Here is a 15,798-nt window from a genome sequence, read left to right on the forward strand (position 1 = left end):
TGGAAAGTAAAATCAAATATTTTTCTTAAAAAACCAAAGAAGCTGCAAATAAGAGACAGTGGAAAAATAACCACTGTAACCTACAGCCAAATCAGTTAAATTAAATGTTACTTACCGTTAATCTAATTTTTGATTTGGCAGTACTTTTTATAATTCATCCCAACAAATAAACCAAAATATTCCCTATAAAACTTACTATAGCAATTTCTTCTCTAGTAAAAACTGGCTTATTAATCGATAATTTCTGAAAAACTAATTCTATATCTTCTCTAATCTTGGCAGCATTTTCTTTTAGTATTTGTTCATTTATTAACCTTAATTTTGAGTCTTGTATATAATGTGCTGTTCCTTCATGGATAGTCGGTATTAAATCAATTCCTCTTGCTTTATGCGATAAATGTGATACCTTAGCTAAATGACCATATTTTTCTAAATATTGATTGATGAAATAGGCTACATTTTCTCGATAATAATATAAAAAATTTCTTCTTCCCCAATCACGTCCTTTTTCACCAAAAATTACTTCGCCATTTTCTAAATGTAGTAGTTTTCCAGTAGTCATCTGAATGTGGGCATGAGGATTATTTGGATTGTCATAATGAATGTTTATATCTGCTATCATGCCATGACTAACTAGGCACTCAGAAGCAAAGTGTTCGGTAAGTTCAGTATTCTGTTGTTGAGTTAATTCTTTTGGTAAGGCTATGGTCAGCTTTCTAGCAGTCTCAGCATTTTTTCTTGTTTCACTACTTTCTGCTCTATTCCATAATTCTTGTCTATCATATACCCAACTAGGAGCATCATCCGGGGCTAGAATTACGCTATGAACAAGTCCTTTCTTGCTGCTAAAATTATAGGTAACAGTACGTTTTTCTCCTGTTTTACGGTCAGTTGTAAAAAACTGCAATTTACTTCTTGAAATATAGCTACTTGCTGCAACTGCATTTTGTCCTTTGCTTCTTCGTACTTCTGATTTATTACAGTGATATATTGCCATTGCTATTACCGCTATAAGCTGTAAGTTTTTGGGTAATAGCAATCACCAATGAATCTTTGAGCGCAGGCAAACTAGGTTTACCTAGTTTGCCCAAGTGCGCCTATCGGAATTTGAGCTGTAACCGCTATAACCTCATTCGTAAACTTCAAGCTTATTTTGTTTGCTAAACCTCATATAGACAGCAACATCTCTCCTTGGCAGGCCTTAGGCAGAAGGTTGGGTAGAGTGATAGGTGGATGGAAGATAATGACAGCAAGGGGTTTTAACACTCTGTCCGTAAATGTAAAAATCAAAACTTATAATATTTGAATATGTCAAAGAAAATTCTTATAGACTAACAGCTGAAAAGCTATATATGGTATTGTGGTTAAAAATATATAAAATAAGTTGTTGCATTAAGATTTAGGAATTAGTAGAATAAACCATTAAAGAATTTTTATATTTATATAATAATATCAATTAATGAAGGTAGCTGACATTTTATTCTGTTACCTAGGAGTCTTTCGGAGAATAGCGAATTTACCCTAATTAATGATCAAATTTGAAAAATAAGCCGTAGGGGAGTACGGTCAATTTTTTTATTTTCTGCAAAATATTTCTATTCTCCGACAGACTCCTAGGTAAGACTAAAGATTGATCTGAAATTATAGGAGTGGGGTTACATGTCAAACGTACATAATGCGGTAAAAGTTAAGTGGCATCAAACAAAAGGTGACGGTAATTGTTTTTTCCATGCAGTATTTGGTGATAAAGATAGCCCTAATCCTTATGAAACCAAGCACGCTGATACAATGAGGAAAGAATGGCATAATTTCTTGAGTCAATTTAATTCTTTACAAGATCCAAAAATGCCAAATAAACTGAAAGATCAGTTAAAGACAATATTTACTGCTTTCATAAACAACCCAGAATATCTAACTAATAGATCAGAGCAAATTAAAGAGTTAGCTGATCAAACAAGAGAAAGGAGAGATAATGCTGGAACAGATGTTCAATCTCAACAATCTATTGTAAATTCATTTTGTGAAAATGAAAATCTATATCAATACTATTTAGGCGCTATTAGTAGTAATAATTATTATGTCTTTACTGAAGAAATTCCTATTCTGGCATCTTTAGCAAATATTAAAATTACATTTTATCGTAAAGATAATCATGGCAAAATATATAGTTTAGTTTATCCCCCAGACAAGGAACTATTAGGACAGTATCAAGCAAATCTTGAACTTTGGGGGACAAAAGAAGAGGCTATTATATTTCACGAGGGCATGCATTTTTCACATGCTGAATATTACACATCTAATATTCAAAATCAGCAGTATGCTCCTACAAGAGAATATTTTAATGCAAATGAAGAAGCGATGCAAAAATTTCATGTTAAGGAACTTTCAAGTAAGCTATTTGGAGTGGAAATAAGTAAAGAAATATTTGCAGATATTGTAATTAATGATAAGGATGGTAATCACCATGTAACAGTATGTCGTTCCAAGATTATTGGTAGTTCGATTGAACAAATGCATTATGTAACTCCATTGTTGTTTTTAAAACAGGCTCTTGGAATTAAAGTGTTAGATGTATCAATAGGTAAAAATTATACAGTAGACAATTTTATAAAGTATATATTAGCCATATCAGACCAAATACAAGGTAGATGTCTGACACAAGAACAATATGATAGTCAAAAACTAAATAGGCAAGAAGACTTTTTTAATATCAAGGTTATTACTACAAAGAGAGATAGTACGAAAAAAATAAAATATCTAATTACTAATGAAGACTTAATTGAGCAATTGGAGAGTCATGAGATAAATTTGTCAGAGTACAATGTTGATGAATCAAAAAGAGATTATACTACTGAATTTCAGAGATATATTAAATATGTACTCAGTGGTTTTCAAAAAATGATACTTGATGATTATTACATTCTTGAAACAACTTGTGAACTTATAGCAAAGTTTATATTAACTACACTTAGTCAACAGGAAGGAGTATATTTTTCTACAAAGGATAATATGTTATTTAAGGAGATACGCCTATACCAACACATGAAAGGAGCAAAACTGGATGATACAGTACCTTATGAAGTTGTATCTCATAAAGAAATTGTTGATAGAATTGAAGGGAATAAATTTAAATACCAAGGTAATAAGAAAGAACCACATATTAGAATTATAGATGTTAAAGAACAAATAGTACAAAACACAGTAGAAGCATTAGATATAATAGACTCCTTAATAAAGGGTATTGTACTTAATGTAAGTAGTATAGAGTCAGATAAAATAAGCTTATTGTTAAATAAGTATAATAAGTATAATTTTAAAATTAACACATTTACATATAAGGATAATAGTTTAGATAATTACACTGATTATGAGGATCCACTTACTGAAAATAATTGTAATCAAATTTTTCATTGTCATGCAGCAAAACATTTATATCTAATATTTAACTTTAGATCGTTAGGAACAGAAAAAATGTTTGCACCTAAACAAAAGGGTGATAGGACAGGAATAGTTAAAGTTTACACTTCTAATAGCGAACAATTAAGTGAACAATATTCCATTCAAAAATCAGCTACCGCTATACCAGCAAAAGAACCATTAACACAACAAGTTATTAGTCATATTTCTCTGATGTTAGCTCCTTTCTCATCATTGAATTCTAATGTTACACTTGAAGAGGATGTTAACCAACAGGGGTTATCACCAATAAAGCAAATATTTAACTCTTTTTGTAAGTTACTAAAGGCTGATTACAGCTCCCCGAATATTTTAGATCAAGTATGGTATAATGACTTAGAACGTCAATTTAATATAGAACTTATAGATAAGTTAGATGAAAATTTAAGTGTATCAGGTGATACTTATAGGCAAGATAATTTAGATTTTTCATAAAAAGTGCTATGCATATAGCCATAGAATAAATTATAAATATAGATTAGGTTTATTATGAAATTTACAGCAGCAGTAGAAGGGTTTATTAAGTTTATATCTGATGCATTAGATGAAGATAAGAAAGAAGTTATTACAACTTGGATTGGCAATAATTTGCTTAATCAACCCCCAAGCCTAAGGATTACTCAAGATATAAAAGCAGCTTTTTTTGAAGCACAAAAGACAGTGTTTACTGAATACATTATCAGAAATGATATAGAAAAAATAAAACTGTTACTTGATGCAGTAAATAGTCCTGCTAATGAAAAATTAAGAACATTTGAATGTAAAGTACTAGCAGATGCTTTTATTGACAAAAAAGAGTTTTTAACTACAAATACACAACATAATCAAGAATTAATTGATATATTAAATAATCAATATGAAAATATAGACAGTGATGAGTTAAAAGAAAGTATATCAAGCAAAATACAAGAAGTACGGCAAATTATAGATGATTCTATGGGTGGAATTGTAGAACCGAGTACTCCAGTCATAAAACAACAAAAATGGTATATTCGCAACTTTATAGAAAAGTTATTTAAAATAAATATGAGCCAAGATGTATTAGTAGATATTGTAATTAATGACGATCCTACTAATCCATGTGATAATCAAACTACAATAGTGGGGCGTCCAAAAGTATTAGGAAGTTCAACAAAGCAAATGCGCCATGTGACACCATATGCTTTTATAGCAGCAGCTATTAAAACAAAAATTGATATATCAGAAGGGCATGATGGTTATAAATCATATGTAACCAATTTAGTAGAAGCTACTAAACCGCTACTCAAAAATAAAAAAGGTATCTGCTTAACAAATGCTCAATATTCTAAACTAAGTTCTAATAGTACATTACAAGATGAGGGATCTGAAGCATTTAAATTATCTACTACCAGTAATGAATATCACTTAATATACAATGATGCACTTATAGAACAATTCAAGAAATGTGATGATTTCTCGCAAGCTGAAAAAGATAAAGCTGAAGCAGATTTTAGTACTAAATTTGAAAAATATATTACTTATGGTATAAAATATCTCACTGAAGGAATATTAGATTCACAAAATGCTAACACTATAACCATAGTTTGTGAAGGAATTGCAAGGATAATATTAACTTTATTTAATCAGGAGAAATATGCTGCTTTTCCTGAAGAGGGAAATTCTTTGAAAGAGGAAATTCGTGTATATAACACTCCAGAGGATGCAAAACAAGCTGCAAAATTAAAGTTAGAACAACAGAAATATGAAGTAATATCTCATAATGAGATAACTCAGGGAAATACATTACAATATGACTCATGTATTAGAATTGTTGATAATGAAGGTTCCATAGTAAGAAAGGTAGTAGAAGTATTAAAGATTATAAACTTATTAATGCATCATAAATTATCAGAAGTATCACGTAAGACAGAAAAAAAAGATTTAGAATATCAAAAAGAATATAACGAGAAATATAATTTTAAGGTAAATGACCAAAATCTTAAGTGTAAAGACAAATATAATGAAGATATTGACATTGAAAAAAATTTAGTAGATATTTTTCAATATCATGTAGCAAAACATCTATATTCTGTGTTTGATTTTAAACCATTAGAAAACAAAGTATTAGCACCCAAACAACATGATGATACAGACATAATAAAAGTTTATACTTCAGCTGGTGGACAGAGGCAAGCTGAATATTCTGTTCAGGATGGTATTCAATATCGAAAGTTAGAGGTTAATGGTGCAAGAGGTTATAATGATGATGCAGTATTTCGTTCGGAAATGAGTAATGAAAAAACTAAAGGGATACTAAAAGACAAGGTTGTTAATCATGTTATTATTTCTCTTTTACCGTTTGATGCGTTAAAAGTTGAATGTATATTTAATGAATCACAATGTAAAGGAACTCCAATACTACAAGCTTTTTGTGAGTTAGTAAAAGTAAAGTATGAAGCAGAGGGAATGATACAATTGGATGATGCATGGATGATTAATGTCCAAAATGAATGTTCTAGGTATTTTGAAGATGTATTATTAGGTGATGTATCAAAACCTATAGATGCAATTTATGATGTCTAACTAATACAAAAGTGATATAATTACTAGAATGAGATTTAGTTATAATAATTTAATAGAGGATAATGTTATATGTATAAAAATGTTTCACACAGGACTTTGCAAGCAGGGTATACTGAATTTTTAGTTACAAAAATTCAAGATGACGATATGAAATCTGTAACAGAATGGGTAGAAGAAAGTTTAATAAACGAGAATCCCAATGTTGATGCTCCTAGGAAAATTGCTTTTTATGAAGCAGAAAAATTACTAATTTCTGAATATATTGAACGAGACAAATTTGATAGGTTATCTACACTTATTAACGCAATAGATAATGAAAAGTTTGATAAAGAATTTAAAGATCATCCAAATTATCCTAAATTAAAAGCCAATGAATGTCGAGTCCTTGCAGGTGCTATAATAGAATCTAAAAAATACTTGGATCAGGATAAAACTATGCATCAAAAGCTTGGTGAGTTACTCAATACTAAATATCAAACACTAAAGGATATAAAGTATGATGTTAGCCAAATTAAAACAATAGATACTGCTCTTCAAATTGTACATTATGAAGAAGCTCCAGTTAGTACAATGGGAGCTACCAGCGATACTATTGATCATCATTAATCATAATAAAGAGGTTAGAAATGATCTCTTTATAACTCTGATATGGTTGGAGATTTACATAAATGTGTTGGCTCAAAGCAGTTAGTTACCTTGATACATTGGTATTCGGTTAGATTAGACAAAATAGTATTTTAGTAATAAATAGGCAGAACCTATAATAATCCAAGGCTTACAATGGAAACATTTAAAATTACCTAATAAACCAAACTATTGAATTTGTATGATTCGGGTAGCAAATGTTAGTATCTATTCACGACCCCGGCAGAAATTTAACTATTAAAGTAATTTAATACAATTTTTTAAAATATAAGACTGTGATTTTTACACCTCCAAGGTGTATTTTTTAAAGAAAAATACACTAGTGATTGATTTTCTGCCGGGGGTCGTGAATAGATAGTCTCCCCGTCAAAAGTCTAGAAGGATAATATATAATATGCTTAGCAGATAAAAATATATAGAGAATCCATAAGAAAAAGCTATAATATTGGCAAAAAACTTAAGGATTATCTGATTAATGCCGATAGAAAATATAACAAAGTTGCAAAGACAAGGACAGCTTTTTGGTTACAAACTGACCGAAGAATTAAACCACAATAATAAATTATATAAATTAAGATCATTAATAAATTGGTCTAGTTTAGAGGAATGGTTGTCAGCGAATGTTGATATTAAGAAATATGGTAGTAAAATATTTGGTATGACAGGTACTTTAGGCTCAAATGCTGAGGAGTCTTTGTTATCTGAAATATATAATGTAGATCATACGGAAATTCCTACTTATAAAGAAAAAAAATTTACAGAATTAACTGGAATAATAATTAAAGATAGTAATTGGCTTGATAGCATTATACTTGGAATATTAGAACAAATTAATCTAAGTAGAGCAGTGCTGGTTATTTGTGAAACTATTCAAGATGTTAAAATAATAAAACAAAGCTTAGAATTATTTAAAAGCTTAGATAAAAATGCTATTAATACAATTAAAACTTATGTTGATGAAGATGACGCAAAAATTACCAAGGATAGGGTAAGTTCTAGAGATGTAATTATAGCGACCAATATAGCTGGTAGAGGAACAGATTTAGAGACAGTCGAAGAGCTGAATCAATATGGTGGATTACATGTTTGCATTACTTTTCTGCCATCTAACCAAAGAGTAGAAGATCAAGCATTTGGTCGAACAGCTAGACAAGGTAGCACCGGCAGTGGACAATTAATTATTAGAGAAAGTGAGATTAGAAGTTTAGGTATAACAAAACCACTGGAAGATATTAAGATTCATGAAGTAAAAGAGTTTAGAAATGAAGTAGAAAAATTAAGAGTGCAGAATATTTTAGATAAAGTAGTAGAACTTGATCTTCAGGATAAATTATTTCATTGTTTTTCTAATTTGTATCAAGAGTTACGAGAAAAGAATAAACATATTGAAGGATTTCATTTTGTACTAGAAGACCTAAAAGAATATTGGGCTTTTTGGTTGGAACGACAAGAGCTTAAAGCCAACAATTTACCTGAATTAGAAACAATTACTCAAGAAAAAAAGCTAAAGTCAGAACAACATTCTTCTCTCAAAGCTATAGCAGAGCAAGTATTTGTAAAATTCACAGAAGAAGCAAAAATCTTGATAAAGGGGCAAAAGGTCTATCAAGATGGAATAGAAACTAATGGTAGTATAGCAGAAGCAGAGAGAATCATTCACAATCCTTATCATAGGATAAAACAAGCCGAGTATTTAGTACAGAAAAATAATTTACGCAATAATAAATTATCTAAAGCTGAATATGCATTAAAACAGGCTATTTTTCTAAGCGGTAGCACAGAAATATTACCTAGTGCTGATATAATACTCTTTGAAGTGGAGATAGAACGTAGCTGGCATCTAATAAAAAAGTTCACCTCAATATTTACTGCTATATCTCAAGGAACATTCATTATTAAAGAGCCAGAATCATCAATACACCCTGCAAATTATAAAGATATCGCTAGAGAGTGCCTTGAAAGGGCAAAAAAACCTTTAGAGAAAGAAATTAATTATCTAAGAGAATTTTTTAAAATCAATAATGATTTTGATCTAATATTATTACCTGAATCTTCTAAGGATAGTAATCAAGATATGTTAAACCACACTAGCCTAAAAGCTTCAATAGTCTATAGAGCTACAGATACAGACTATTTCCACCTTAAGTCAAAAGAATATGATCAAGAAGTTGTTCATAAGATACATGGTATAATAGAGCTAGCAGAACTTCTAAATAAATATCAAAACGATATCAATAATAAACCTATTTGTATGCACTACTATAACAAGAACAATAATGATCAAAACACAGAGGATATAGATGACATTATAACAATCTATATATTAAAAGATAATGATCATATTAGCATATTATATGATGACCCTTTAGGCGATAAGATACCATATAATATAATATGGTTGCTTACAAAATATTGTCATAATCAACAAAAACAAATAGATCAGGTTGAACAAATGGAGCAATTAGCTAAAATGTTATTTCTTGAACAAGAAGGAGCTATTGTGCCAATGGCAAGAGAAGCAATAAAAGAGGAGACTACTCATAGTGGAAATAAAAAATCTTATCAAGAAGAGTTACTACAAAGGAACTTGTTATTAAAACATTTATACTCTAAATTAGTATGTTTAAAGATTCAGCAAGACAATATAGATGAGCTTATCAAGAAGCTTAGCAGTGCAACAGGGGACTTGATAATTAAGAGTAGAAGCTCCGAATCTAAATATTTTCAGAAAATTGACTCTAACAAAGAAGTGATTACTAGTGTTGAAATAGCGGAATTAGAGCATATCGGTTTAGGTAATATATATGGGTTGAATACCGTACAAGAACTAACTGACGAAACTATTGAGAATATAACGAAACAAGTATATAATGGTTTATCTTTACTTAAAACTGCAGAAGAGTTTCCTTTTTTATCTCTTATCATGAAACAAGTTGGTTATATCTTAATAGCAGAAGGAATATCTAATTTAACAAGTGAATTAATAAATCATAGAGAATCATCATTATCTTGCAATCAATTATTTTATCTAAATGGCAGAATAATCAATGAAGCTATTAGTTTAATAGCCGAAGAACCAGTAACCTTTATTGAGAAAATTATGCAATATACAATTAAGTCATATCAAGAACTTATTGTACAAGAAAGCCTGCCGTCTGTGATAAGTTTATATGAAGAGCTACATAATCAACAAATTGCAATAATTCAAGAGTTCTTAGATAAGGTAAAATTTGATCAGACAAAGACAAAACAAGAATATACGAATTTAAAAGATGAAAAAGACAGTGAAGTAGTACCCTATACTGCGTATCAAACCCAAGATTTGGATCAAATGCAAGGACAAGAACGTGAGCAAGCACAAGAACGTGAGCAAGCACAAGATGTTGGATTGATTGGTTGTGATTGGGTTATATAAATTGTATTTCAGTTAATTACACTTTATAATAATCCACAGTCTATAAATTCTAGATAAAATTTTAACATCATTTTAATACTAGCCTTAAATATTAGCAGTGTGTTGATCTTTATTGGCAAGGAGAATAATTACTGCCCAACTAAATCTCATAGAATGAAACTATTTGGAATAATATAATGAATAAAGAAAGCGAATTAACATCTGAAAATATAGTAATACCTAAAATGAGAGTCGGAGACGATGATTTTAAAAGTCTATTGTTCAATAGTGATATTTTTGTTGATAAAAGTTTACTAGTTAAAGAGATTATTGAAGATAGTGGCAGCGTAATACTTATAACTCGACCAAGACGTTGGGGTAAAAGCTTGAACATGGATATGATCAAGAAGTTCTTTGAAATAGAGGTGGATGAGAGAGGTAAGCCTTTACCTCAAGAAAAGAGGGTAAATCATAAACTCTTTACTGGCGGTATAGTAGATTTAGGCTTTGATGAAAACAAAGAATTACAGCCTTTAAAAATTGCGGATGTAGTAAGGAGCATGAAACGTCAAGGTCAATTTCCAGTATTGAATGGCTTTAGAAGGTTTTTAGGTTTAGACATATCAATCATACCATATATTTCAGGATCAAAACCCTGAGGGAATTTTGTAGGTGGAAAACCCTCAATTGTAAAATCTATACAAGTAGGAAAATGTAAAGCTAAAAAATTAAAAATTTTAAATTCAGAAGTCATTTTAATGGTTTGAGAATTATAATAAGCATTTTCTAAGTGAACAACTGATTCAATTGTATGAGGTAATACTATTATATTAGATAAATCTACTCCTATTAAATTAGTGTAACTAAAATCCGTATCGAAATATGAGGTTTGGTACAGTTTTGCTCCACATAAATTACTTTCTCTAAGATCTGCACCACGAAACTCTGTGTCAATAAATTTGCTATATTGAAAATCATTAAAATTTAAAACTGCTTTAATGAAGCTTACTTTTTCAAAGTAAGAGTTTTTAAAACTTATATCATAATATAATTTACCCATCCCACTTAAGTTTATACCATTTAAGGTAAGGCTTTTTAAATCATTTTTATAGTAAGCGACTAAAATACTTAATTCTTTCCAAAGATCAAAATTGATATCGTCATAATCTGGTATAAGTGATTTGATAATACTAAATATAAGGTTCTGTAGGAACTTTTATCTTTTGAAAAGATGGTATTCTTTCTAATACAAATTTACGTTTTGTCCTTCTGCAAGTGTTACTAAATTTACAACTTTATTATCTATAGAAAAAAGAGTAAATTCATACCTAGCAAAAGCCAAAGCGTATAATGTGAGGTACAATCCTATTACTGCATGAAGCACCTATAACCAAAATTTAATCTGAGGATAGGAACAAAATTTATAAATTAACTTAAATGGGTTCATAAAAATATTATGTCAGCAAATAATACAATATATATTGTTTCAAATATTTAGTAAAATATTAAATTATTAATTGCAATAATGAATTTTACTAACTGTACAGTAGCTGATATATCTAAAGCACTAGGTTTAACTACTCGTCGGGTTCAGCAGCTAGTTAAATCTAACATTTTACTATTAATGGTAGTTATGATTTAGCTCGTTGTATTAGAGCTTATGAGCAATATCTACAACAACAAAATCCTAACAAAAACAATAATAATCTACATACTCAAAAGCTTCGGTTTAAAAGCGAGGGGCAGATAAGGCAGAGCTTTCAATTAAAGCTGAAAAAGCCTTAAGTAGTTTAATTATTTCTATAACTTGTTTTAATTAAACTAAATTAATATTTAAGCTCCGCCATTAAACATAAGAATAATTTAAAAGAGTTAATATATGAAAAATAACGAAGAAGAACAAACTTTAATGCCTGAGTTTGAGTTCGATGAAGAGGAAGAAAAACGATTAAAAGCCGAAAATTCAAAAAAAGAACTGAAAGTAATATTAATAACTTTCGCAATTCTTTTGACTAGTTTTATAATTTTCTGTTATTTCTTTTTCAACTATATGGAAGAAAAAGCGGCAGAGTATAAATTACAACAAGAAGCAGAAGCAAATAAAAATAATTAATTTAAAGATATAACTTTTATGGAAGATTTAAGCCGTTGGAAAGAAAAGTTTGAAAGCTGTGTTTATGCTAAAAAACTACTTGATAAACTTGAATATCTAAATACCAAAGTAAATAACCCTATTGCTATTTCCGAAGTCAAAAAGGGTATTTATTATGCCCGAAAGTATCATGGCTTACAAATGCGTAAGTCAGGTGATCCTTATTATTCTCATCCGATTGAAGTGGCGATTATGCTTGCAGAATTTACAGCAATGGAAGTACCTAAGCTTTACATTGCTGTAATGCTACAAGCAGCCCTACTTCATGATACTATTGAAGATACAAAACTTACGGAAGAAATGATTGCTGAAATCTTTAACCAAGAAGTAGCAAAGCATGTAGAGGGCTTAACTCGTATTAAACCTTACGGCAAGATTAGTGCAGAAGAAAGTTTAAATATATTAGTTAAACAAAAAAGATATGATACAGTATTAATAAAATTATTTGATAGAATACATAACTTACAAACCTTAGGTGCAAAATCACCTGAGAAAGCTAAAAATATTATAGAAGAAAGTTTAATAAGTTTTACATCTTTTAGCATGTATCTAGAAATGCCTCAGATAACAAAATATTTAACCAATATATGTTATCAAAATTTATCTATTGTGCTTTCTGAAAACCAAAATTATAGAGTGTTTTAATAGAATAATTACCTGTTTCTTTTTCTAATTTTTCAAAATGCAAAACTCCCCAAATAAACCCTATAACTACAGGAATAGTTACAACAATTATTCCTAAGTGCCCAAAATATTTTGTAAGATAAATTAATCCAAATGAAGTAATAGCATATATGAAAGCTCGTGATAAAGCATATATAAAACTTGCATAAGTAAAACGTTTAAATACAGTTCCACAATGAAAATAAATTATATAAAAACATATAGACCATGCACATTGTATCAGAAAAAGGGCTAAGGAATTTTTTTGTTTAACTTTTTCTTTCCATGCTAAATTATTTTCTAATTTTTCGGTATTTATATCAATTTTATGCGATGCTAATTCAAGAGATTTTTTTAATTGACGTTTTGCATCAACAAATTCTGGCGTTTCGCGTAGATGAGTTCGAGCAATTGCTCCTATAATAGCTATAACTGCTCCCATCCAAAAAGCTATACGCCAGTTAAAACTCCCATTTATAGCTAGATCAGCAATACCTAAAGCAATAAATCCTCCTAAGCTTGAAAAAATAGTAACTATTGCAACGGCTGGATATTGTATTGGTGGTTTTGTTATCTCAGTTATATATAAGTTCCGCTCCTATTACTTCCCCCATAGAAGACATGCCTTGAATAATCCGGCATATTGTTATTACCCATGCAGCACTTGTACCAATCTGTGCATAAGTAGGAAAAGTAGCCATAGCAACACATGAAATAGACATTAAAGCAGTAGTTATTACCACAGTACTTTTTCTTCCTATATTATCGCCTATCCATCCAAATATTAAAGCTCCAACAGGTCTTAGTAAATAAGTTGAGCAAAAAGCAGCAGCAGTATAAAGAGCCGCAACATGTGCATCAGCTTTTGGATAAAATAATTCATTTAAAAGTACAGCCATATGTACATATAGCATTAGGTCAAAATATTCTAGAAATGTACCGATAGATAGTAAGCCTATGGCTTCTTTTTGTTCTCTTGTTAAATTTCTTTGTTCTTTTGCGTAGTCTAGCATAAAATTCTTTATAAAAAATTTAATACCTTTTTATATAAAAGTCAATAGGAATTTTTACTGTAACGTAATATATTAAAAAAACTCTAAAATATTAACTTATTTATGTCATTCCTAGCTAAAAGCGGGAATGACATAAATAAAAACTGTCCGGTACTATAGAGTAAATCACGGTATGACAATAAAAGAACTGGATTCTGCCGTTACTGGGAATGATATCGAAGCCATACGACAATATGACAAGTCATGGCATTGCCCTCACCAAAAAGCTATTTTCTACCTTTATACCATAAATAATATAAAGGAATGCCGGCTATAGTAAAAGCACTAGCTATGATTAATGTTTTAATAGGTGTTTCATAAATAACCCAAGCACAAAAAACGATTGATATTATGGCAATCAATAAATAATAATAAGAAAAATTTTTCTTTGAACTAAGAATTACTTTTAAAAACGCTAAGCTACAAATTAAATAAACGAATAAAAACGCTATTGCCGAGAAATCTATTATTTTGGTAATCTGCTCAGCAAAATTATCATTCACTGTAAATACTAATAACGGCACGATGCCAAGGCAACTTACAATGATTCCCCACACTGGTGCATTATTACTATTTTTCTTAGCAAAAAATTTTGGCAATAAACCATCTTCGGCAAGCCCTAAAGCAATCTGCCCACTAGTTAGTACCCAGGCATTAAGCGTGCCAATGCAAATAATAGAAGCAATAACAGAAATCACACTAGACCATTTACCGCCAAATAATAAAGCTGCGGCATTAGTATAAGGAGCTTTTGAAACAATTAGCTCTGAGGCAGGAATTAAACCCATTATACCGATACTATTAATAAGATATAGCACGGCAACGCAGAAAGTTCCAAGCATTATAGCCCTCGGGATAGTCTTAGAAGGATTTTTTACTGAGCCTGCCGTAGTTGTTGCACACTCTACCCCAATAAATCCCCAGAAAGTAAGCAGTGCTACCCTACCCATAATGGTTGGAACGCTTAAATTCTCTACTTCCTCAGCAATAGCTATATTATCTATGTTAAAATGTGATAACGCACATACTCCCACTATTAATAAAGGTACGAATTTTAATAATGTTAAATAAAATTCTGCTTTACCTGCCACTTCAGGACCTTTTAAATTCAAGATCATAATGGCAGCTAGTAATATTATCTGTAATATTAAATCTAATATTGCTTGTGATTTGAAGAAAGGAGTGAGATAACCTATAGCAGAGATTACAACTATACTAGTGCTAATAAATGATATAACCCAATAAGTCCAGCCAACAAAAAAGGCGGCTTTTTCGCCAAAGCTTTCACGAATATAAACATGCGGACCGCCTGTCTTAGGAAATTTTGCACATAGATATGAAAATACAAGTGCGATGCTCATAGCACCGAATAGCGAAAGCACCCATCCCCATATGCTATATATACCGTAAGGTGCTAAACTCAAAGGAAGTATAAAAACACTAGTACCGATTTGACTACCGGTAACTAATGCAAAAACTGCCCAAAATCCTAATTTTTGTGACATAAAAAAAGTTTAAATTAAAAGAAGAAAAGTATACTTAAAAAAACGATTTTATGCAACTTATTTAAATAATTGGCATATTATATTTGGTAACTATAATTTTAAATTGAGTATGTATGCTAGGTAATGTTATACCTATAAAAGGTAAGAATATAATTATAATTAAAGAGTATGATAATAAAGATTTATTATTTTATCCTCATAGTGAAGTAACGTTGGTTAAACATAATGTAAAGTTGATCAATAATACTGATGAATATGTAACTATTTCTTATAATGAAGCGTTGAAAACCGGTCCTTGCTCCGAATTATTTCATGGACTAAAAATTTGAATTATTAGGAGATGAAATAATTGGCAGATAAAGCTACTACCAGCTAAAAACCGATAGC

General features: G+C 30.1%; 11 protein-coding genes and 1 pseudogene. 8 read left to right on the plus strand and 4 right to left on the minus strand.

All coding sequences use genetic code 11. The features are described from left to right. Nucleotides 1-154: 154 nt before the first annotated feature. Nucleotides 155-997, minus strand: a complete 843-nt coding sequence (locus tag AAGD49_RS03925) for a MobA/MobL family protein (protein ID WP_341787999.1) — start codon at nt 995-997, stop codon at nt 155-157. 662 nt (nt 998-1,659) lie between these two features. Between AAGD49_RS03925 and AAGD49_RS03930 the strand changes: the two genes are divergently transcribed. The 5 genes from AAGD49_RS03930 to AAGD49_RS03950 all read left to right on the plus strand — a co-directional run bounded on the left by AAGD49_RS03930 (nt 1,660) and on the right by AAGD49_RS03950 (nt 10,698). Continuing rightward, nucleotides 1,660-3,891: a hypothetical protein gene (locus tag AAGD49_RS03930; protein WP_341788000.1), complete on the plus strand. Its 2,232-nt coding sequence runs from the start codon at nt 1,660-1,662 to the stop codon at nt 3,889-3,891. Nucleotides 3,892-3,945: 54 nt separating this feature from the next. Beyond that, nucleotides 3,946-6,000, plus strand: coding sequence for a hypothetical protein (locus tag AAGD49_RS03935; protein WP_341788001.1), 2,055 nt, complete (start codon nt 3,946-3,948; stop codon nt 5,998-6,000). 147 nt (nt 6,001-6,147) lie between these two features. Continuing rightward, on the plus strand, nt 6,148-6,606 hold the full coding sequence (locus AAGD49_RS03940; protein WP_341788002.1) for a hypothetical protein: 459 nt from the start codon (nt 6,148-6,150) through the stop codon (nt 6,604-6,606). A 514-nt stretch (nt 6,607-7,120) separates the two neighbouring features. Then, nucleotides 7,121-10,060, plus strand: a complete 2,940-nt coding sequence (locus tag AAGD49_RS03945) for a helicase-related protein (protein WP_341788003.1) — start codon at nt 7,121-7,123, stop codon at nt 10,058-10,060. 176 nt (nt 10,061-10,236) lie between these two features. Continuing rightward, nucleotides 10,237-10,698 carry an AAA family ATPase gene (locus AAGD49_RS03950; RefSeq protein ID WP_341788004.1) on the plus strand — a complete coding sequence of 154 codons (462 nt, stop codon included), beginning with the start codon at nt 10,237-10,239 and terminating at the stop codon, nt 10,696-10,698. Here the strand turns inward: AAGD49_RS03950 and AAGD49_RS03955 are convergent. After that, nucleotides 10,614-11,099: a pentapeptide repeat-containing protein gene (locus AAGD49_RS03955; protein ID WP_341788005.1), complete on the minus strand. Its 486-nt coding sequence runs from the start codon at nt 11,097-11,099 to the stop codon at nt 10,614-10,616. The genes AAGD49_RS03950 and AAGD49_RS03955 overlap by 85 nt on opposite strands. Nucleotides 11,100-11,918: 819 nt before the next feature. Here AAGD49_RS03955 and AAGD49_RS03960 point away from each other — a divergent pair. Both AAGD49_RS03960 and AAGD49_RS03965 read left to right on the plus strand, forming a co-directional pair. After that, nucleotides 11,919-12,152, plus strand: coding sequence for a hypothetical protein (locus AAGD49_RS03960; protein WP_341788006.1), 234 nt, complete (start codon nt 11,919-11,921; stop codon nt 12,150-12,152). An 18-nt stretch (nt 12,153-12,170) separates the two neighbouring features. After that, the gene (locus tag AAGD49_RS03965) at nt 12,171-12,836 is read left to right on the plus strand and encodes an HD domain-containing protein (protein ID WP_341788007.1); all 666 of its coding nucleotides are present in this window, start codon (nt 12,171-12,173) and stop codon (nt 12,834-12,836) included. Here AAGD49_RS03965 and AAGD49_RS03970 read toward each other — a convergent pair. Together AAGD49_RS03970 and AAGD49_RS03975 are read right to left on the minus strand one after the other, a co-directional pair. Beyond that, nucleotides 12,796-13,867 (minus strand): annotated as a pseudogene (locus tag AAGD49_RS03970) (MFS transporter). The gene AAGD49_RS03965 and the pseudogene AAGD49_RS03970 sit on opposite strands and share 41 nt — an antisense overlap. 266 nt (nt 13,868-14,133) lie before the next feature. Next, nucleotides 14,134-15,411: an APC family permease gene (locus AAGD49_RS03975; protein WP_341788008.1), complete on the minus strand. Its 1,278-nt coding sequence runs from the start codon at nt 15,409-15,411 to the stop codon at nt 14,134-14,136. 113 nt (nt 15,412-15,524) lie between these two features. Between AAGD49_RS03975 and AAGD49_RS03980 the strand changes: the two genes are divergently transcribed. Next, nucleotides 15,525-15,740, plus strand: a complete 216-nt coding sequence (locus AAGD49_RS03980; protein WP_341788009.1) for a hypothetical protein — start codon at nt 15,525-15,527, stop codon at nt 15,738-15,740. The last annotated feature ends 58 nt before the right edge of the window (nt 15,741-15,798 follow it).

The organism is Rickettsia endosymbiont of Lasioglossum villosulum, from assembly GCF_964026455.1.
Taxonomy (GTDB): Bacteria; Pseudomonadota; Alphaproteobacteria; order Rickettsiales; family Rickettsiaceae; genus Rickettsia.